Below are 20377 nucleotides of genomic sequence, written 5' to 3'. Positions count from 1 at the left end.
ACGACCAGGGCGAACCGCTGGCCATTCGCGCATGGGGATCGCTGCAACTGCGCGCGGCGGTTTCGGCAGCACGGGGCGGAAGCCGGGCGGAGGCCGAGGACCGCATCGCGCACGCCAAGGACGCCGCAGACCGATTGGGCGAATACTCCGGCCCCCCGCTGTACGACCGGCATTCGCTCACGTTCTCGCCAGGCAACGTCCAGATTCACGCCATCAGCGTTGCGCTTGAGATGCGCGAGCAGCGAAAGGCTCTGGCCATAAACCGCAAGACCAGTTCGGAACTTGTCGCCGCGCTCCCTAACTCCCGCCAGGGACACCACCACATGGACCTTGCCCGCGCCTGGCTTTGGGATGGCGACCGGGACAAGGCGTTGACGGAACTGGAGAAGGCCGAACGCATCGCGCCCCAGCTCATCCGCAACCACCCCATTGCGCGGTCAACCCTGCGTAGCCTCGTCTACGCCGAACGAGCGACCACCCGTGAGAAGCTGCGCCGCATGTCAGACCGCTTTCACCTCGATGGATGAGGGTGATATTCCTGCGGTTCATATTCGGCTGCTGCCCTGCTCCTAGCTTCGAGGCATGGCCGAACAGACTTCGAAGCAACTTCCCGCGCAGGGCGCCGAGTTAAGCGCAGGCACCCCGTTTCGCCCCCGGCTCGGCGACCTCGCCTCAGACCTCGCGGAGAACGGGCGGATCGGCGTCGTCGTCCGTGTACCGGGCGCAAGCTCGGCGTCCTACCACCTGCGCCCGCCGGGAGGTGGCCGGGAATGGTCGGCCCCGTCCAGCGGTGACACCTTGCACCCCGTGCCCGTGCCGGTCACCCACGTCAGTCCCCTGAAACGGGATGTCATCTACGACCACCGGGCGCAGCAGGCCGCCCTACCGGTCATGGTCCACCACGAAGACGGCGGCATGTCCGAGTCGGTCCTGATTCTGGAACCCGCGCAGGTCGAGCTGTACCGAATCCAGCTCGACCACATCATCGAGCAGCGGCACCAGGCCCGAGGGGGTAAGCCGTGAGCGCGGCTGTGTTGACGCTCGCTCCGCCTGGCTCGGCACACACTTCCGCGCGGCTCCCCCTCGCCTTCCACTGTTCTGCGACCGCCCACGACCTCAGCGGCACCCGCGAGGTCATACTCGCCACCTACCGAGCGCCCACGCCTCGACTGGCCGCCCGATGGGTGCAAGCCGAAGCGCTGCGCCTCGCACGCCTGTTCCCCCCCCTGGCGAGCCCTGTCTCGGGAGGGCTCCCGTCGTCCCCACCGGGCCTACGTGTCCCCGCCCTCACGCCTACCTATACGCATGGGCTCAGGAACCCGGCCAGTACGAGCAGGCCCTGCTGACACTCGCAGCCGCCGAGCCGTACCGCATCAGCGTCACCGACTACGACGCCCGGTACAACCTGCTCGCCGCTCCCCTGCTGATGCCGCCCAAGCCCCCACAGTCCCCCGCCCCCGCCGGGTGCCAACCCTCCCCGGCGAGGGCGGGCCGGCGCCGCCGGAAACCAGCGAGGCACGCCGCCCGTTGACCGCCGCCCCCGCGTTTTTACCGGTTCCCCCGCGGCGCGGGGGGGCGGTGCACCACCCCAGGCGACCGCAGGGTCAGGGTCGCGTCCATCTAGTCATGGAGGCACACACGTGAACACAGCCGTCGTAGCCGGTATCCAATCCATTGAGCTGGAGATCACCGGGACCTGCCAACTCCGGTGTACCCACTGCTGCACCGGCAGCAGCCCGCAGGCACCCTCCGGGCACATGACTCGCCAGGACTGGTCGCACGTCATCGCGGACGTGGCCGAGCTGGGCATCCCCCTGGTCCAGTTCATCGGCGGCGAGCCGACCTTCTCACCGCACCTGCCACAGTTCATCGACGAAGCCCTCGACGCCGACCTCGAAGTCGAGGTGTATTCGAACCTCAGCCACGTACGGCCGTCGCTGTGGGACTCGTTCAGCCGTAAGGGCGTCTGCCTCGCCACGTCCTACTACAGCGACGACAAGGCACAGCACGAGGAGATCACCCGCACGCGGGGAAGCCTCGACCGCACCAGGGCGAACATCGTCGAAGCGGTCCGGCGCGGTATCCCCATGCGTGCCGGCATCGTCGAAGTGATCGAGGGGCAGCGCGTCGAGCAGGCCAAAGCGGAGCTGCACCGGCTCGGCATCAAGGAAATCCAGGTCGACCGCATGCGCAAGGTCGGACGTGCGGCCGAGCCGGACGCGAGCACGCCGACCGCCGCCGAGCTGTGCGGGCACTGCTTCCGGCACCGCGTGTCCGTCTCCCCCGACGGGGCCGTGTCCGGCTGCATCCTCAGCCGCTTCATGGTCGCCGGCAACGTCCGCGAACAGCGTCTCGCCGAGATCCTGCACAGCGAACGATGGGGCGAGATGATTGCAGCCGTGCCCGAACCGCGCGCCGACGCCTGTACCCCGGCCGATTCGAACGACTGCGACCCCGCCCGTACGCCCGCCTGCGCCCCGAAGCACTTCGCACCCGCCCCGCCTCCCTCCCTTGGAGTCCACGCGTGAACTGGTCCACCCGCGCCGCCGCTCTGGCCGGCGCCGCGACACACCGGCACTCCCGATGGGCACCGGCCGTCGCCGCCACGCCACGGCACCTGTTCGTCCCCCGATGGTGGGAGCGCGGTTCGGACGGCTGGGAACTGCACGACGGCCCCTCAGACCCGGATCGCTGGCTCGACGCGGCGTACCGCGACACCTCGCTCGTGACCCGTGTCGGCCCCTTACACGCCGACCACGCCACGGAGGCCGACCGGCCGCACGGTCGGCCGACGTCCTCGGCCACCCTGCCGAGCCTGGTCGTGGGCATGTTCCAGCACGCCCGCATCAACGAGGGCGACCGGCTGCTCGACGTGGGCACGGGAAGCGGGTACGGGGCCGCCCTCGCTGCCCGCCGACTGAGCGACGAGCAGGTGACGAGTGTCGATGTCGACCTCTACCTGACCGAGGCCGCCCGCAAGCGGGTGGGCGAGGCTGGGGTCGCTCCCACGCTCGACACGATCGACGCGACCGGAGACCTGCCGTACGAGCCTGCGAGTTTTGACCGGATCGTTGCCACTGTGTCAGTACGCACCATTCCCGAAAGCTGGCTTCGGGTGCTCCGCCCCGGCGGTCGGCTGGTGACCACGATCGCCGGTACCTCCCTCCTCGTCACGGCCGAGAAGGACGAGGACGGGGGCGCGACCGGGCGCGTCGAGTGGGACCGGGCAGGGTTCATGCACGCTCGCCACGGTGACGACTACCCGCCCGGTGCGGCCGTTCGCCTCGCCAAGGCCGCGGAGCTGGATGGAGATGAAGTGACTCGCGGTCCGTACCCCGTCGTCGACGTGGCGAACGCGTGGGACCTCGCGTCCATGCTCGACATCGAGGCGCCCGGTATCGAGCACGAGTACCGGGAGGACGGCGAGCAGCGCGTCGCGCTCATGGCACACGCCGACGGATCGTGGGCCCGGGCGACGGCGACCGGGAACGAGCGGCCCACCGTGCACCAAGGCGGCCCCCGCCGACTGTGGGACGCCCTCGACAAGGTCCGCGACTACTGGCTCAGCAACGGCGAGCTACCGGTGCGAGGGGCTCGCGTGGACATCATGCCCGACGGTCGTACCTTCCTCGGCCGCGGGAAGTGGTCCGTCGAGCTGAGCTGATCCCGGCGGGAGTTACCGCCCGGTGCCGGGCCCCGCTGACGGGTTCCTTACGGCGGCGGTCCGGATCGGCCCCGAAAAGGCGCGATGCCCGGACAGCTCCCCAGCTGTCCGGGCATTCGTGCCGTCCGCCGCACCCCCGTCCCCACGGGGTTAATGGCCGGAAGTCCCCGGCCCGGGCCGCTCTCCCGGGCCCGGGGCGCCTCAGCGCCCCAGCATTCCCGCCACGGACGACGCTTGTGTGACGACGGCGTCCCAGCCGCCGAAGGTGATGGTCAGGAGGATGGCCATCGGCAGCACCATCACCGCCGCGACCAGAGGATGGCGGGTGCCGGTCTGCGGGCCGCCGAACGCGTCCACCGCCGCGCTCACGGACCTGCGACGACGTGTTCCGATGAGCGTGCGTCCAGCCGTGTCCGCCATCGTCCCTCCTCCGTCACATCTGGGGGCGGCGAGCGTCTGACCTCGGGGGACGAGTGCTGCGCCCGCCGCTTGACCACAACATTAGGCGCGCACCCCCGTCCTCGGCGTCATGCCTTCGTACCGATTGCCGGGCCTCCCGGAGGATGACCCCGGGAGGCGTCGACTACTCCCCTGGGTGGAGACGCGCCCTCACGCCTTGGGGTCTTCCCGGAGGGGACCACGGAAGCGATCCCTCCGGAGTCAGCGGAGTGTGCCCCTCCGAGCCTGTGCGGGGCCTACTCACCCTCCCCCTCCTCACTCCGCGGCACCGGCTGCTCCACCAGGGCCAGGACCCGGTTGGCCATGAAGCGGGCCGTCCGCACCACGGACCCATTACGGGTGACTTCGCTCACTTCCACCACCCCCCGCCGGACCGCCGTCTCGACCCTCCGGCCCGCCCTGGTGGCCACCACTTCATATGTCCGCGTCGTGTCCCCCGCATCCACGACTATCTCCACACGATCACCCTTCACGGTCTCAATCCCCCTTCTGAGACAGCCTTTTGAGATCACGCAGCAGCGGGCCCGAGCGCGGATTGCCACGATTCCGGCCCACTTCTCCAGGATCCCAGGCACCACTGACAATCCATCGGCCGACGCATGCGCGGCCTCTCAGCGCGAGGGGCCGTCAATCCGTAAGCTGTGCACGTCAGACGGACGACAACGGAACAACAGCGGCGAACCGACGGCAGTTCGACGGCAAACGGCAAGCAGACGGCAGCGGATGGGGCTCCCCACCAGGGGTTAGGGCCTGTCTGGAGTTGTGATCTGGATCAGGGAGCGGGGCGTGGTGCGTGCGATCGCAAGGCGCCGGAAGGCCCTCGTAGCGGAGCTACCAGGGCATTTCGGCAACGCCGCGAGCGTGCGTGCCACGCCCCGCGAGCCCAGATCACAACTCCGGACAGGCCCTAGGGGCCTCCCCACCGGAGGTAGGGGACGGACATGGCGATGATGCGGCTCCGGCGCGAGGACCCGCGTGTCGTCGGCTCCTTCCGCCTCCACCGGCGGCTCGGCGCGGGCGGCATGGGGGTGGTCTACCTCGGCTCCGACCGGCGCGGACAGCGGGTGGCCCTGAAGGTGATCCGGCCGGACCTCGCCGAGGACCGGGAGTTCCGGTCCCGGTTCGCCCGGGAGGTCTCCGCCGCGCGGCGGATCCGCGGCGGCTGTACGGCCCGGCTGGTCGCCGCCGACCTGGAGGCCGACCGCCCCTGGTTCGCCACCCAGTACGTACCGGGCCCCTCCCTCCACGACAAGGTGAACGAGGAGGGCCCGCTGCCCGCCGCCCAGGTCGCGTCGATCGGGTCGGCGCTGGCGGAGGGACTGTTGGCGGTCCATGAGGCCGGGGTCGTCCACCGCGACCTCAAGCCCTCCAACATCCTGCTCTCGCCCAAGGGCCCGCGCATCATCGACTTCGGCATCGCCTGGGCGACCGGGGCCAGCACCCTCACCCACGTGGGCACGGCGGTCGGCTCGCCCGGCTTCCTCGCGCCCGAGCAGGTGCGGGGCGCGGCGGTGACCCCGGCGACCGACGTCTTCGCGCTGGGCGCCACGCTCGCGTACGCCTCGACGGCGGACTCGCCGTTCGGGCACGGCAGTTCCGAGGTGATGCTGTACCGGGTGGTCCATGAGGAGCCGCAGTTGCTGGGCGTCCCGGACGCCCTGGCACCGCTGCTCCACGCCTGCCTGGCGAAGGACCCGGAGGACCGGCCGAGCACCCTGCAACTGTCGCTGCGGCTGAAGGAGATCGCGGCGCGCGAGGCACACGGCCACGCCGGAGCCGGGGCCGGGGCCGGGGCCGGGGGCTACGGCGGCGGGCCGGGCCGCCCCCCGGCGCGGCGCCCCGAGGCGTACGCCGACCAGCACACGGAGCGGCGCTCCGGCGGTACGCCCGCGCCGCGGAGCGGGCCCCCGGCCCAGCGACCGGGAGCCAGTACGGGCGGGTCCTCGGGCCGCCCCTCGGGGCGGAACACGCCCGCGCGTCCGGCGCAGCGCCGGGGTGGCCCGAGGCCGCCCGCGCGCAACGGGCGCCCGGCCCAGACCGTGCGCACCTCGCCGAACGGACGCCGCCCCAGCGGTCCCAACCGCCGGCTGCTGCGGCAGCGGCTGACCGTGTTCGTCGTGGTGACGCTGCTGGTGGCGCTGGGGATCGCGGCGGCGCAGGGCTGTCAGGGCCCGGCGAACGGCCTGGGCGGCGCGCCGCCCAGGCCGACGGAGTCGGTTTCGTTTGCGGCGCCGGACTCGGCACCGGGCTCGGCGGCGGGCCCGGTGGCGGACCCGGTGGCGGTCGAACCTGACGGCCGCCAGGGCGTGTCCGACGGGGCGTGACGCCTGCGGCGGGCCGCGCGGCGGAGCCGCACATCGATGCCTCCCTCTCCCCGCCCCTTCCCACAACTGGGGCTCCGCCCCAGACCCCGCTCCGCAAACTCCCCCAGCTACCACTGGGAAGTACCCCCTGGAGGGGCTGGAAGGCGGGGCTCCGCCCCAGACCCCTGGGGTCCAGGGGCCAAGGGCCAAGCGTCCAGACCCCTGGGGTCCAGGGGCCAAGGGCCAAGCGTCCAGCCCCCTGGGGTCCAGGAGCCAAGGGCCAAGCGTCCAGCCCCCTGGGGTCCAGGAGCCAAGGGCCAAGCGTCCAGCCCCCTGGGGTCCAGGAGCCAAGGGCCAAGGGTCCAGCCCCCTGGGGTCCAGGAGCCAAGGGCCAAGCGTCCAGACCTCTGGGGGTCAGGGGCCGGGGTCCTGACCCCCGGGGGCCCGGGGGTCAGGGGCGAAGCCCCTGCCACACGGCCGCCGCCCCCTGGCGGTCAGAGCCCCGGTCTGCCCGACGTGACCGCGTAGAAGGCGACCGCCGCCGCCGCGCCCACGTTGAGGGAGTCCACGCCGTGGGCCATGGGGATCCGGACCCACTCGTCCGCGGCCATCAGCGCCTGGGTGGAGAGCCCGTCGCCCTCCGCGCCCAGCATCAGCGCGACCCGCTCCAGGCGGTGCGGGGCCGCCTCGTCGATGGTGGTGGCCTTCTCGTCGGGGGTCAGCGCGAGGATCTTGAAGCCCGCCTCCCGGACCGTCTCGAGCCCGCGCGGCCAGCTCTCCAGCCGGGCGTACGGAACGGAGAAGACGGCGCCCATGGAGACCTTGACCGAGCGCCGGTAGAGGGGGTCGGCGCAGTCCGGGGAGAGCAGCACGGCGTCCATGCCGAGGGCCGCCGCGCTGCGGAAGATGGCGCCGGTGTTGGTGTGGTCGTTGACGGACTCCATGATGGCGACGCGCCGCGCGCCCGCCAGGATCGTCCCCGCGTCCGGCAGCGGCTTGCGCTGCATGGAGGCGAGGGCGCCGCGGTGGACGTGGTAGCCCGTCACGCGTTCGGCCAGTTCGGGGCTGACGGCGTAGACGGGGGCGGGGACGTCCTCGATCACGTCCCGCATCACATCGACCCACTTGGATGACAGCAGCATCGAGCGCATCTCGTAACCGGCGACCCGGGCGCGCCGGATCACCTTCTCGCCCTCGGCGATGAACAGGCCCTCGGCCGGCTCCCGCTTGCGTCGTAGCTCCACATCGGTCAGACCCGTGTAGTCGCTCAGCCGCGGGTCGTCCGGATCATCGACGGTGATGAGATCAGCCACTTAAGTGATACTGCCTTGTCCTGGATGCGGTGCCAATGAGCCCGACGCGAATAAGTTACCGGCGGTTACGTCTCGATTGGCGTCACCGGTGGTCACGGGACGAGAGGGCGACGACATCGCCGATCACCACGACCGCCGGGGGCCGTACGCCCTCGGCCGCGGCCCTCTCCCCTACGGTGGCGAGCGTCGCGTCCACCCGGCGCTGGGCCGGGGTGGTGCCCTCCTGCACCACGGCGACGGGGGTGTCGGCGGCCCGGCCGTGGGCGACGAGGGCCGCGGCGATGGCGCCGATCTTCTCGACGGCCATGAGCAGCACCAGCGTGCCGCGCAGCCTCGCCAGCGCCGCCCAGTCCACCAGGGAGCTGGGGTCGTCGGGGGCGACATGGCCGCTGACCACCGTGAACTCATGCGCGACGCCCCGGTGGGTCACCGGGATCCCGGCCGCGCCCGGGACGCTGATGGAGCTGGAGATGCCGGGCACGACGGTGCACGGGATACCGGCCTCGGCGAGCGCCTCCGCCTCCTCCATGCCGCGCCCGAAGACGAAGGGGTCGCCGCCCTTGAGGCGGACCACCGACTTGCCCGCCTTGGCGTGCTCGATCAGCGCGTTGTTGATCGCCTCCTGGGCCATGAATCGGCCGTAGGGGATCTTCGCCGCGTCGATCACCTCGACGTGCGGCGGCAGTTCATCGAGCAGATCGCGCGGGCCGAGGCGGTCGGCCACCACCACGTCCGCCTCGGCGAGCAGGCGGCGGCCGCGCACGGTGATCAGGTCCGGATCGCCGGGGCCGCCGCCGACCAGCGCCACATGGGGGCCGCGGGTGCGGTGGCGGGGCGCGGCGAGGGTGCCGTCGCGCAGCCCCTCCACCACGGCGTCCCGTACGGCGGCGGAGCGGCGCGGGTCCCGCCCGGTGAGGACGGCGACGGTGACGCCCTCGCTCCGCCCGGTGGCCGGGGTCCAGGCAGAGGCGGCTTCGGCGTCGTCGCTGCGCACACACCAGACGCGGCGCGCCTCGGCCTCGGCGGACGCGGCGGCGTTGGCCTCCGGGTCGTCGGTGGTGATCAGGACGTACCAGGCGCCCTCGAAGTCGCCGTCCTGGTAGCGGCGGCGCTCCCAGCGCACCTCCCCCGCCTCGGCCATGGCCTCGACGGAGGCGGTGGCGGACGGCGAGATCAGCAGGATGTCCGCACCGGCCGCTATCAGCGCGGGCAGCCGGCGCTGGGCGACCTGACCCGCCCCGAGGACGACGACACGCCGCCCGGAAAGGCGCAGCCCGACCGGGTATGCGAAGTTTTCGGACATGGCGGTGCGGCTCTCCTCGTGCGAAGCAACGGCCGCTGCGGCGCTGGAGCGGCTGATCGTCTGTGGGGCGGGGCCCCCGCCGACACCCTACGCGGCGGGGGCACCCATCAGTTCTTCTCCGTGACCCCTGCGGAGTCGAACGTGGCCACCTCGTGCATCGCCCGTGCGGCGCTCTGCACCACCGGGAGGGCCAGCAGCGCCCCGGTGCCCTCGCCCAGCCGCAGATCCAGGTCGACCAGGGGGCGCAGACCCAGCTTGTTCAGGGCCGCCACATGGCCCGGCTCGGCGCTGCGGTGGCCCGCGATGCAGGCCGCCAGCACCTCGGGCGCGATGGCCCGGGCGACCAGCGCGGCGGCGCCCGCGCTCACCCCGTCCAGGATCACGGGCGTACGCAGCGAGGCGCCGCCCAGCAGCAGCCCGGCGATCGCGGCGTGCTCCAGCCCGCCGAACGCCGACATGACGCCGATGGGGTCGGCCGGATCGGGCTGGTGCAGCTCGAGCCCGCGCCGTACGACATCGATCTTGCGGGCGTGCATCTCGTCGTTGATGCCCGTGCCGCGCCCGGTCACCTCGGCCGGGTCGGCGCCGGTGTAGATGGAGACCAGGGCGGCCGACACGGTGGTGTTGGCGATCCCCATCTCGCCGGTGAGCAGCGCCTTGTTCCCGGCGGCCACCAGATCGCGGGCCGTCTCGATGCCCACCTCGATGGCGCGCAGCACCTCCTCGCGGGTGAGCGCGGGGCCGACGGTGAAGTCTCCGGTGCCCGCCCGCACCTTGCGCGGCAGCAGTCCGGGGGTGCTGGGCAGATCGCTCGCCACCCCGACGTCCACGACGCACACCTCGGCGCCCACCTGGGCGGCGAAGGCGTTGCAGACCGCGCCGCCGCCCAGGAAGTTGGCCACCATCTGGCCGGTGACCTCCTGCGGCCAGGCGGTGACGCCCTGGGCGTGCACCCCGTGGTCGCCCGCGAAGATCGCGACGGCGGCGGGCTCCGGGATCGGCGGCGGGCACTGCCGGGACAACCCGCTCAGCTGGGCGGAGATGATCTCCAGCATGCCGAGCGCGCCGGACGGCTTGGTCATCCGCTTCTGCCGCTCCCATGCCTCGCCGAGCGCCTTGGCGTCCAGCGGGCGGATGCCCCGCAGGGTCTCCTGGAGCAGATTGTGCGGGTCCCCGCCGGGCAGGGTGCGGCGGCCGTACGACTCCTCGTGGACGACCCAGGACAGCGGGCGGCGCTTGGACCACCCGGCCTTCATCAGCTCGGGCTCCTCCGGGAACTCGTCGACGTATCCGATGCACAGATACGCCACGACCTCCAGATGCTCGGGCAGCCCGAGCTCCCGCACCATCTCGCGCTCGTCGAAGAAGCTGACCCAGCCGACGCCGAGGCCCTCGGCGCGGGCGGCGAGCCAGAGGTTCTCCACCGCGAGCGCGGAGGAGTACGGCGCCATCTGCGGCTGGGTGTGCCGGCCGAGGGTGTGGCGGCCGCCGCGGGTGGGGTCGGCGGTCACGACGATGTTGACCGGGGTCTCGAGGATGGCCTCGATCTTCAGTTCCTTGAACTGCTTGGCCCGGCCCTTGGGGAGGGACTTGGCGTACGCGTCCCGCTGGCGCATGGCCAGCTCGTGCATGGCCCGCCGGGTCTCCGCCGAGCGGATCACGACGAAGTCCCACGGCTGGGAGTGCCCCACGCTGGGCGCGGTGTGCGCGGCCTCGAGGACGCGCAGCAGCACCTCGTCCGGGATGGGGTCGGGCCGGAAGCCGTTACGGATGTCCCGGCGCTCGCGCATCACGCGGTGGACGGCGGCGCGCTCGGCCTCGTCGTATCCCTCGGCGCGGGGGCCGACGGGGAGGGGAACCGCTTCGGGCTCGAGCTCCGGCTCGGTTTCCGACTGGGGCTCGGAGTCCGGCTGCGGCTCCGGCCCCGGCTCCGGTTCCGCTGCGGATTCGGGGGCCGTCTCGGGGATCGTCTCGGCGGTGGCGTCCTCGGGGTTCACGTCCTCGGGGGCCGTCTCGGGTTCCGATTCGGGCTTGGGGTCCGGCTCGGGGGCGACGGCCTCGGCGGCGACTTCGGATTCGGCGGCGTCGGGCTCCGTGGCTTCGGGCTCGGCGGCGTCCGGCTCGGCGGCTTCCGCGTCCGTGGTCTCCAGTTCTGCGGTCTCGGCCTCGGGCTCGGTGGGTTCCACCGCCTCGGCCTCGGGCTCGGTGGCCTCCGGGGCACCGGCCTCCGGCTCCGTGGCCTCCTGCTCGGTGACCTGGACCGGCTCGTCGGCCCCGGGCTCGGTGGCTTCGCCTTCGGGAGCAGTTTCGGGGGCCGTTTCGGGGGCCGTGGCCTCGTCCTCGGCGGGCTGGGCCTCCACCCCTGCCTGATCCGTGGGCTCGGTGGCGTCCGTACCGGCCTCCGGCGCTGCCTCGGTGGCCGCTTCCGCCTCCGGCTCGGCGGGCGCCGCCTCGGCCTCGGCGGGCTCGGGCGCCTCCGCCTCGGGAGCTTCGCTCGCGGCGGTCTCGGGCTCCGGGGTATCCGCCGCTTCGGCCTCGGGAGCCTGCTCCTCCGGTGACGGCTGCTCAGCCACCGCCTCGGCCACGACCTCAGGGGTCGCCGCCTCGGCGGGCTCCTCCGGCGTCGCGGCCTCGGCCTCCGGTACGGACTCGGCCTCCGGTACGGACTCGGCCTCCGGTGCGGACTCGGTCTCCGCCTCAGCCTGCGGTTCGGCGGCGGCCGGTTCCTCGGCGGCGGCGGACGCCTCGGGCTGAGGCGTCTCGTCGGCCACTATCGAGTGACCCGGGTCGGCGGCGGGCTGCTCCACCGTCTCGGCGGGCTGCTCCGGGAGTTGCTGAACGGCCTCCTCAGCTGGGGCCTCGGCGGCGGGAGCGGGCGGCATCTCGATCGCGATCGGCTCATGGGCCAGCTGCGCCGGAATCTCCGGTGCGGCCTCCGCTACCGGAGCCGGGGCGGGCCGGGCCTCGGGCTGTTCGGTGACGGGCTCGGTCTGGGCCTGGGCCGGGATCTCGACGACCTGCTCCTCGACCACGGCGGCCCGCGGGGCGGGCTCCACGACGGGCGCCCCGGCCTGAGCCGGAATGCTCGCGCCCGTCTGGTGCGGATCCACGGCAGCCGGGTCCACATACGCCTGGTCCATCGGGACCGGCTGCGCCTCCGGTGCCACCGACTCGGGCGCCACCACCTCCGGCGCCACCGCCTCGGGCTGGGCGAACTGCTCGGGAGCGGGCTCCGCTTCGGGCACCTCCGCTACCTGCGGCTCCTCGGCCGGAACGCCCGTCTCCACGGGCACGGCCTGCTGTACCGGCGGCGTGGAGTCCCACGCGTCCCCCGGCGGCGGGGCGTCGACGAGCTGCGAGAGGTCCGCGAGCTGGGGCCCGGGGAGCCGCCCCGGGTCGTCGGGCTGCGGGGTGAAGTACTGCGGCCCGGCGGCGTACTGCGGCGCGGTGGAGTAGTCCGCCGCCAGCGGCGGCTCGGGCATGACCGGCTGCTGCCCAGGCATGACCGGCTGCTGCTCGGGAACGACGAACTGCTCAGGCGCCGCGAACGGCTGCTCGGGCATGACGAACTGCTCGGGTCCGGCGAACTGCTGCTCGGGCATCCCGCCCTGCTCGGACGCCGGGACACCCTGCTGGGCCCCCACCCCGTACTCCGGCTGCGGCTCGGGCCGCACCTCCGACTGCGTCGCCCCCTGAGGGGGCACCTGCGGCTGCGGCTCCGGCGCGAGCTGCGGCTCCAGAACCTCCGGAACGGCCTGCTGCTCCGGCGCCGCCTGCGGCTGGGGCTCCGGCTGGCGTACGGGCGCGGCGTGCCGACCCGCCGCCGGGCCCCGGTCGGCGAGCGAACGCACCACGCCGCCGGAGGTGTCGGGCACCGGCGGGCCCATGTGGAGCGGCCGCCGGGAGGGGGCGGTGGGCGCCACGTACGCGGCCGGGGCGGGGGCCGGCTGCGGTACGGGCTGCTCCGCCACGGGCTGCGGCTCGGGCATCTGGGTCTCGGCGTACGCGGCGGGGTCGAGCACCCCCGCCTCGTACGCCCCGGTCTGGTACTGGGCCTGCTGCTCGCTCCAGGCGCCCTGGGCGCCCGGCATCAGCAGCAGGTCGTCCTCCTCGCCCGCGTGCTCGGAGCCGTCGAGGAAGGTGTAGGCGGTGCCGGGCGGGACACCGGGCTGTGGCTGTTCGATGTAACCGGCGTCGGCGGGCGGGGCATGGACATCCGCCGGGTGCGGGTGTCCGAGTCGTCCGCCTGCGTTCTCCGGCAGTCCCTCGCCCGGGACCTGGCCGGTGTCGGTCATGCGTACCCCTCGCCCATCGCTAGTGCTCCTTCCAACCGCCTACCGCCGAGAGCAAGCCCCCTGAGCAAGAACGAGCATGCGCCGTGCGCGGCACGTAGACACGCCCGAGCCTTGCCTACCGCGGCCCCACCAAGGGAGGGGCACATTCCGGCCTTTGGCCAATAAAGCGCCGAACGCCGGGCAGCGGTAAAGGCAGTACAACGATCCGCCAGCCTACCCCGCGCACTGTCTCGAGCAGGTCACCGGGGCGAAGCTCGGGGCGAACGTCACAAGGACAAAATCACTGGTGCGGGCGGTGGCCGCACAGCATGAAGGCGACCGCGCGCTCCCGTTCCGTCCAGCCCCGCGTGTCCAGTTCGACGGACTGGAGGAGTACGCATTCGACGGCGTAGCCGCCGTCCTCCAGCGCCGCGCCGACGGCCTCCGCCTCGTCCCGGGTCGCGGCCTGCGTGACGATGCGCTCGGGGCGGCGCGCGGCGCACGCGGCGACCACGGGCGCGCCCCCGCCGCCGATCCGCACCACATCCGGCTCCGGCAGGTCCTCCAGCACCTCGGGGGCGACGCCCTGGACCACCTGGAGCTGTACGGCGAAGCGGCGGGCCAGGGTGGCGGTGCGCTCACAGGCGTCCGGATCGCGGTCGACGGCGATGACGGCGGCGCCGAACCCGGCGGTCTCGATGGCCGCCGCGCCGCTGCCCGCGCCGATGTCCCAGACCAGGTCGCCGAGGCGGGGCCCGACGCGGGCGAGTTGGAGGGCGCGCAGCTGCGGGGACTCGCTCTCGCTCAGCGCGGTGCCGTACGCGGGGCCGGGCAGCGCCCAGCCGCGGACGGCGCCCGGGTAGCCGGGGTCGCGTCCGGCGATCCAGCCGCCGCTCTGGAGCGCGCCGCGGGCGGCACCGGCCGACGAGCCGCCGACGGGCGCTATGCCGGAGCCGCCGATGACGATGACGACGTTGGGGTCGCGCCAGGCGTGGTCGGCGGCCTTGTCGGAGGTCAGCACGGTGACCTGCTCGCGCTCGGTGCCCAGGGCCTCGCAGATGACGAAGGTGCGGTGCACCGGGCCGAGCAGCAGCGCGAGTTCGGCGGGCCCCGCGCCGGGCGAGGTGAGGACGGCGACCTTGGTGTGGGCGCGGCAGACGTTGACCGCGCGGCGCAGATCGCGGCTGTGGGCGACGACGACCTGGGCGTCGTCCCAGGGCATTCCGGCCCGCGCGAAGGCGGTGGCGACGGAGGAGACGGCGGGGACGACCTCGACCTCGAGCCCGTGCTCGGGGGCGCGCAGGGCGCGGACGACGCCGAAGAAGCCGGGGTCGCCGTCGGCCAGGACCACGGCGGAGCCGCGGTGCTGGGCGATCCTGCGGGCCGCGAGGTCCACGCTGCCGAGCCGGATCCGCTCGGCTCCGGGCGGGACTTCGGGCAGCGCCAGGTGATGGGCGGCGCCGGCCACGAGGGTGGCCGCGCCGAGGGCGGAGCGGGCCGCGTCCGTGAGCGGGGTACCGTCCCAACCGATCACCGTGACGCGGTCGGCCATCGTCCTTGTTCTCCCCTATGTGTGGCGGGTCGGGTCTGTTGTGTGCGGCGGGTCGGGCCTGTCGGGTGCGTCGCGGTGGGGCGCGGATGCGTCGCGGTGCGGTGCCCGTGAGGCTCCACGGGCGGGTCGCGGCCGGTGCGCCGCGGATGCGCGGGTCACGGCCCCGGGCGCCGCCGAGGCGCGGGTGCTCAGCGCGGACAGAGAGTACCCCGGCTGGTCCGGACCGCCGGAGCGGGGGCGGGCGCTGGGGTGGTGCGCCGAGGGCGCGGACGGCGCGAATGCGCCGGATGTCCGCCCCGTCCGGGGTGCGGTGGGGGTGTCGGCCCCGGCCGGATCAGCCCCAGTCGGAGTGGCTGGGGTAGACGCCGAAGCCGTCGGGTCCGGAGAGCTGGCCGGTGGCGCCGTCGAGGTCCTCGGCGAGCAGGCTCCAGACGATGAGGTCGGTGCGCAGATCGGTCCAGCCGCCGTCCTCCGTCTGGGTGCGGGCTATCCAGGCGTGGCGCAGTACGCCCTCGCTGATGCAGCCGACCTTCTGGGCGACCTGCTGGGCGGCGGTGTTGCCGGCGGCGGTGCGCAGCTCCAGGCGCTCGAACTTCTGGTCCTGGAACAGCCAGCGGGCCACGGCCAGCACCGACTCCGAGGCATAGCCCTCACCGCGCGCCCAGTGGGCGACGATATAGCTGACCTCGGTGGCCAGCAGCCGCCAGTCGGTATTGCGCAGATGCACGATGCCGACGAGCCGCTGGGTGAGGAATTCGGCGACCGCGAAGACGATTCCGCGCCCGGTGGTCCGTTCCGCGGGGGCGAGCCGCAGCGCCTGGTCGCGGGCGTCGCCGAGGTTGTACGGATAGGGCGCCCGGGTCCAGGCGATGACGCTTTCGTCGTTCATCATGTCGGCGAGCGCGGGTATGTCCGCTTCCTCGAACGGGCGCAGCACCAGCCGTTCCGTGCTGATGGAGATGTCCGGGAAGGTGGATGTCATGCGCCGCTCCGTAACCGGGGGTCGTTGTCTGGGCCGTGGAAATGCCCAGCATGCAGCATCACCCAGGGGAAACGCAGCACGGGGGGTGAATCGGAAGGCTCCGCATCCGGTCACGATCCGGATGCGGAGCCTCGGGGATCCGCCGGCGGGCGGGAAACGTTGGCGAATTCGTTGCGGTGCTGACGGTGTGCCGCGGGATCAGAAGGACGGCAGCACGGAGCCCTGGTACTGGTCCTTGATGAACTTCTTCACCTGCGGGGAGGTGAGGAGCTTGGCCAGCTTCTTCACGCGCGGGTCGTCCTCGTTGCCCTTCTTCACGGCCAGGAAGTTGGCGTACGGGTTGTTCTTGGGCGACTCGAGGATGATGGCGTCCTTGGCGGGCTTGAGGTGCGCCTCGATGGCGTAGTTGCCGTTGACGACCGCGGCGTCCACGTCATCGAGCGACCGCGGCAGCTGGGCGGCCTCCAGCTCCTTGAACTTCAGGCCCTTGGGGTTGGCGGTGATGTCCTTGGGGGTGGCCTCGTTGCCGACGCCGCTCTTGAGCTTGATGACGCCATGGGCGTCCAGCAGCTTCAGCGCGCGGGCCTCGTTGACCGTGTCGCTCGGGACGGCCACGGTGGCGCCCTTCTTGAGCTGGTCGGCCTTCTTCACCTTGTGCGAGTAGAGGCCGAGCGGCTCGAGGTGCACGGTGACGACGGGCACGATGTCGGTGCCCTTCTTCTTGTTGAAGTCGTCGAGGAACGGCTTGTTCTGGAAGTAGTTGGCGCCGACCGAGCCGTCCTGGGTGGACAGGTTCGGCGTGTTGTAGTCGGTGAACTCCTTCACCTCCAGCTTGAGGCCCGCCTTGTCGGCCAGGTGGTCCTTGACGTAGTTGAGGATCTCCGCGTGCGGGACGGGGCTCGCGGCGACGACCAGCGCGCCGTTCTTGTCGTCCGACGAACCCGGGGCGCCGCACGCGGCGACACCGAGGGCGAGCGCTCCGGCGGCGAGGACGGTGGTGACGGTCTTGGTGGTGTTACGCACGAAAAGTGCCTTTCTTCGAGGGCGCACGAATCCGCCGCGGGTGCGGACGCGGAGTACGAGCGGGGTGGTACGGGGGTGCGGGGTGTGGGGGGCTCAGGGGACCTTGGTGGGCTCCACGGTCTCGATCTCGGCGGGCTCGGCCCGCCGCTCCGGCGCCGGGGCGGGCTTCCCGGCCCGGGACGCGCCGCCGCGCAGCAGCACCAGCCGCGGGGCTACCGAGGAGCGGCCGCGGTGCGACAGGCCGCGGGCGGCGAGGTCGCCCGCGAACTGGATGATGGCGATGACCACCGCGAGGATGGCGACGGTGATCCACATCAGCTTGGTCTCGAACCGCAGATAGCCGTAGCGGACGGCGAGGTCACCGAGGCCTCCGGCGCCGACCGTGCCGGCCATCGCGGAGTAGCCGATGAGCGCGACGATCGTAGTGGTCGCGCTGGAGATCAGCGATGGCAGCGACTCGGGCAGCAGCACCTTGCGGACGACCGTCCAGGTGGAGCCGCCCATCGACTGCACGGCCTCCACCAGCCCGCCGTCCACCTCGCGCACCGAGGTCTCCACGAGCCGGGCGTAGAAGGGGATGGCGCCGATGGCCAGGGGCACGATGGCGGCCTCGGGGCCGATGGTGGTGCCGACGATCGCGCGGGTGAAGGAGATCAGGGCGACCATCAGGATGATGAACGGCATCGAGCGGGCGATGTTGACGACCTGCCCGACGACCTTGTTCACCACGACGTTCTGGAGCACTCCGCCACGGTCGGTGAGGACCAGCAGCACGCCCAGCGGCAGTCCGCCGCCGACGGCGATCAGCGCCGACCAGCCCACCATGTAGAGGGTGTCCCAACACGCCTGCTCCAGCAGGGGCTCCATCTCGGACCAGGTCACTTGGCGCCCTCCTTGAGGAGCGGGGTCGGGTTCGCGCGCGGGCCGTCGGCGATGGCCGCCACATCGACCTGGAGGCCCTGCTCCCGCAGGAAGCCGATCGGCACGACGTTCTCCTCGAACCGGCCGGGCAGCTCGATCCGCATCCGCCCGACCTGGTGGCCGCCGACGGTGTCCATGGCGGCGCCGAGGATCGAGATGTCGATGTTGTACGTACGGGACAGCTGGGAGATGACCGGCTTGGTGGCCGCCTCGCCCTGGAAGGTGACGTCCACGACCGTGCGGTCCTCGCCCGAGGGCACCCCGCCGACCGGGAAGAGCTCCTGGGCCAGCTCGGAGCCGGGCGTGGCCAGCAACTCGCTGACCTTGCCGGACTCCACGATCCGCCCGTCGCGCATCAGCGCGGCCGAGTCGCAGATCGTCTTGACGACCTCCATCTCGTGGGTGATGAGCAGCACGGTCAGGCCCAGCTGCTCATTGAGGTCGCGCAGCAGCTGGAGGATCGAGCGGGTGGTCTCGGGGTCGAGCGCGGAGGTCGCCTCGTCCGAGAGCAGCACCTTGGGGTCGCCGGCGAGCGCGCGGGCGATGCCGACGCGCTGCTTCTGGCCGCCGGAGAGCTGTGCGGGGTACGCCTTCGCCTTGTCGGCGAGGCCCACCAGCTCCAGCAGCTCCAAAGCCTTGCGGGTGCGCTCCTTGCCGGAGACGCCGAGGATCTCCAGGGGCAGCTCGACGTTGTCCCGCACGGTGCGCGAGGAGAGCAGGTTGAAGTGCTGGAACACCATGCCGACGCGGCTGCGGGCCTGGCGCAGCGCGGACCCGGCCCGGTGGCCGCGCCCGGCCAGTGCGGTCAGGTCCTGGCCGGCCACGCTGACCGTGCCGGAGGTGGGGCGCTCCAGGAGGTTGACACAGCGGATGAGGGTGGACTTCCCGGCGCCGCTCTGGCCGACGACGCCGTACACCTCACCCTCGCGGACATGCAGATCGACGCCGTCGAGGGCGGTGACCTCGCGGCCTCGTGAGCGGTAGACCTTGGTCAGGTCCGTGGTGGTGATCACAGGGTTTCCGTCACTGTTGAGTGCACGGCGGTTGGTGCCGCCGGGCACGGCTCGTTCATTTCGGAACGCGGCAGGGTGGACCCGAGGGCATGCCCGGTGTGTGGGCGGGGTTCGGGTTCCGGTGACGCGGGGCGGCGCGGTCCGGCGCGATGGGCGCACGGATCCGGCTCAGCGGGTCTCGCTTCGGGGCGCGAGGCTCGGACAGGGGCCCTCAGCGGTCACACATTCGACACCGACAACGAGCACCGGGCGCGGGGATCGCCTCGGTCGCAGGGGTGCGGCAGCTCGTCGTGGTCATGGCTGCAAGTAAAACAGACACCGGCGGGGACCCATCAAGGGTGTCCGTATAACGGACTGCTCTGCTCGGTCCGTGGACAGTCGGCGGGGTGGCCGGAGCCCGGTTCAGACCCGGCAGGTGATCTCCACTCCCCCGTGGGAGACCTGTGCGGACACGGCCGACAGGTCCTCGACCACGACATCGGCGACCAGCTCGGCCCGGTCGGTCGTTGTGGCCAATGCCACGGTCCGCATCCCGGCCGCGCGGCCCGCCGCGAGCCCGGCCGGGGCGTCCTCGAAGACCACACAGCGCGCCGGGTCGACTCCGAGCCGCTCGGCGGCCAGCAGGAACGGCTCGGGGTGGGGCTTGCCACGGGTGATGTCATCGGCGCTGATCAGCGTCCCCGGACGGATCGCCACCTCCGCCAGGCGGGCCTCGGCCAGCTCGCGGTTGGCGGAGGTGACCACGGCCCAGCGCCCGGCGGGCAGCCCGGCCAGCAGCTCGGCGGTGCCGGGGAGCAGCTTCACCCCGCCCGGTACGTCCGCCAGCTCCAGCTCGTCGATGCGCGCCCGGGCCCGCGCGGCGCGATCGGCGGGGAGCAGGTCGGCGATGATGTCGTCGGCCGGGCGGCCGTGCAGCTCGACCCGGGCGAAGTCCTCCGCCGCGATCCCCTGCTCCTCGGCCCAGCGGGTCCAGCAGCGATGCACCGAGTCCAGGGAGGAGACGAGGGTTCCGTCGTTGTCGAACAACAGCGCGTCAGCGGAGATCTTCATGAGCCGCAGCGTACGTGGGGGTGGCGGAGGCCCTCGGGCGCGGGGCCGAGCGCAGTGCGGTGGGCCGGGCCGATTACCCTCGTCCCATGCTTGTCACTCCCTGTGTGCGCCGCCGTCGGGTGCGCCGCCACACCGCGCGGAGGTCCCGTTGATCGACGCGCTGACGGTCGCGCTCGGCGTGACCGCGCTCCTCCTCGCCGCGTGGTGCGGCTTCGCCGCCTACCGGGACCAGCCGACCAAGGACTGGCACTTCATCGGCATGGCCGTGGTGGCCCTGCTGGCGATCGTGCAGCTGGGCATAGGAGTGGTGCGGCTGGCGGGCGGGGCCGACCCCCAGCAGGGTGTGGCCATCTTCGTGGCGTATCTCATCGGCTCGGCGCTCGCGGTGCCGATCGCGGCTTTCATGTCGCTGACGGAGCGGACCCGCTGGGGGTCGGCGACGGTCTCCGCGGCGGCCGTGGTGCTGGCCGTGCTCGAGGTGCGGCTCTACGACATCTGGGGAGGCGTCGGTGGCTGAATC

General features: G+C 72.7%; 16 protein-coding genes and 1 pseudogene. 6 read left to right on the top strand and 11 right to left on the bottom strand.

The window, feature by feature from the left end; all coding sequences use genetic code 11:
* The 4 genes and pseudogenes from ABD329_RS43210 to ABD329_RS43195 all read left to right on the top strand — a co-directional run.
* A pseudogene (locus ABD329_RS43210) lies at positions 1–527 on the top strand (helix-turn-helix domain-containing protein); the annotation flags it as partial.
* A gap of 55 nt (positions 528–582) precedes the next feature.
* Positions 583–1023, top strand: coding sequence for a hypothetical protein (locus ABD329_RS43205; RefSeq protein ID WP_198277518.1), 441 nt, complete (start codon positions 583–585; stop codon positions 1021–1023).
* A gap of 617 nt (positions 1024–1640) precedes the next feature.
* Positions 1641–2528 (top strand): radical SAM/SPASM domain-containing protein, encoded by an 888-nt coding sequence (locus ABD329_RS43200; RefSeq protein WP_344317891.1) that lies wholly within the window; start codon positions 1641–1643, stop codon positions 2526–2528.
* A complete protein-coding gene (locus ABD329_RS43195) occupies positions 2525–3664 on the top strand; it encodes a methyltransferase domain-containing protein (protein WP_198281882.1) in 1140 nt (379 codons plus the stop codon). Before ABD329_RS43200 ends, ABD329_RS43195 begins: the two co-directional genes overlap by 4 nt.
* 201 nt (positions 3665–3865) lie before the next feature.
* Here the strand turns inward: ABD329_RS43195 and ABD329_RS43190 are convergent, their stop codons facing one another.
* The gene (locus ABD329_RS43190; protein WP_198281881.1) at positions 3866–4084 is read right to left on the bottom strand and encodes a hypothetical protein; all 219 of its coding nucleotides are present in this window, start codon (positions 4082–4084) and stop codon (positions 3866–3868) included.
* A gap of 275 nt (positions 4085–4359) precedes the next feature.
* Positions 4360–4596, bottom strand: a complete 237-nt coding sequence (locus tag ABD329_RS43185) for a hypothetical protein (RefSeq protein WP_037951761.1) — start codon at positions 4594–4596, stop codon at positions 4360–4362.
* 468 nt (positions 4597–5064) lie between these two features.
* Here ABD329_RS43185 and ABD329_RS43180 point away from each other — a divergent pair, with 468 nt between their 5' ends.
* A complete protein-coding gene (locus ABD329_RS43180; protein WP_344317890.1) occupies positions 5065–6447 on the top strand; it encodes a serine/threonine-protein kinase in 1383 nt (460 codons plus the stop codon).
* Between the two features lie 473 nt (positions 6448–6920).
* Here ABD329_RS43180 and ABD329_RS43175 read toward each other — a convergent pair whose 3' ends face one another.
* The 9 genes from ABD329_RS43175 to ABD329_RS43135 all read right to left on the bottom strand — a co-directional run bounded on the left by ABD329_RS43175 (position 6921) and on the right by ABD329_RS43135 (position 19857).
* The gene (locus tag ABD329_RS43175) at positions 6921–7739 is read right to left on the bottom strand and encodes a TrmH family RNA methyltransferase (RefSeq protein WP_198281521.1); all 819 of its coding nucleotides are present in this window, start codon (positions 7737–7739) and stop codon (positions 6921–6923) included.
* A gap of 82 nt (positions 7740–7821) precedes the next feature.
* Positions 7822–9042: a uroporphyrinogen-III C-methyltransferase gene (cobA, locus tag ABD329_RS43170; RefSeq protein ID WP_198281522.1), complete on the bottom strand. Its 1221-nt coding sequence runs from the start codon at positions 9040–9042 to the stop codon at positions 7822–7824.
* A gap of 107 nt (positions 9043–9149) precedes the next feature.
* Positions 9150–13337 (bottom strand): nicotinate-nucleotide--dimethylbenzimidazole phosphoribosyltransferase, encoded by a 4188-nt coding sequence (gene cobT / locus ABD329_RS43165; protein WP_344317888.1) that lies wholly within the window; start codon positions 13335–13337, stop codon positions 9150–9152.
* Positions 13338–13617: 280 nt separating this feature from the next.
* Positions 13618–14868 (bottom strand): precorrin-6y C5,15-methyltransferase (decarboxylating) subunit CbiE, encoded by a 1251-nt coding sequence (gene cbiE / locus ABD329_RS43160; protein WP_198281742.1) that lies wholly within the window; start codon positions 14866–14868, stop codon positions 13618–13620.
* Positions 14869–15202: 334 nt separating this feature from the next.
* A complete protein-coding gene (locus tag ABD329_RS43155) occupies positions 15203–15850 on the bottom strand; it encodes a GNAT family N-acetyltransferase (RefSeq protein ID WP_198281741.1) in 648 nt (215 codons plus the stop codon).
* Between the two features lie 198 nt (positions 15851–16048).
* Complete coding sequence (locus ABD329_RS43150; protein ID WP_198281740.1) at positions 16049–16873, bottom strand: MetQ/NlpA family ABC transporter substrate-binding protein; 825 nt, start codon at positions 16871–16873, stop codon at positions 16049–16051.
* 93 nt (positions 16874–16966) lie between these two features.
* Positions 16967–17755 carry a methionine ABC transporter permease gene (locus ABD329_RS43145; RefSeq protein WP_198280137.1) on the bottom strand — a complete coding sequence of 263 codons (789 nt, stop codon included), beginning with the start codon at positions 17753–17755 and terminating at the stop codon, positions 16967–16969.
* Entirely contained in the window at positions 17752–18807 is a 1056-nt protein-coding gene (locus ABD329_RS43140) for a methionine ABC transporter ATP-binding protein (protein ID WP_198280136.1), read from the bottom strand. The genes ABD329_RS43145 and ABD329_RS43140 overlap by 4 nt, the downstream gene beginning before the upstream one ends.
* 402 nt (positions 18808–19209) lie before the next feature.
* Positions 19210–19857, bottom strand: coding sequence for an HAD-IA family hydrolase (locus ABD329_RS43135; RefSeq protein ID WP_198280135.1), 648 nt, complete (start codon positions 19855–19857; stop codon positions 19210–19212).
* Between the two features lie 148 nt (positions 19858–20005).
* On the opposite strand from ABD329_RS43135, the gene ABD329_RS43130 reads away from it, so the two are divergent.
* Entirely contained in the window at positions 20006–20374 is a 369-nt protein-coding gene (locus ABD329_RS43130) for a hypothetical protein (protein ID WP_198280134.1), read from the top strand.
* Positions 20375–20377 lie beyond the last annotated feature (3 nt).

Source organism: Streptomyces javensis (genome assembly GCF_039525925.1).
GTDB lineage: Bacteria > Actinomycetota > Actinomycetes > Streptomycetales > Streptomycetaceae > Streptomyces > Streptomyces asiaticus.
Note: the sequence above shows the minus strand (reverse complement) of the source record. Positions and strands in the feature narration are given on the sequence as shown.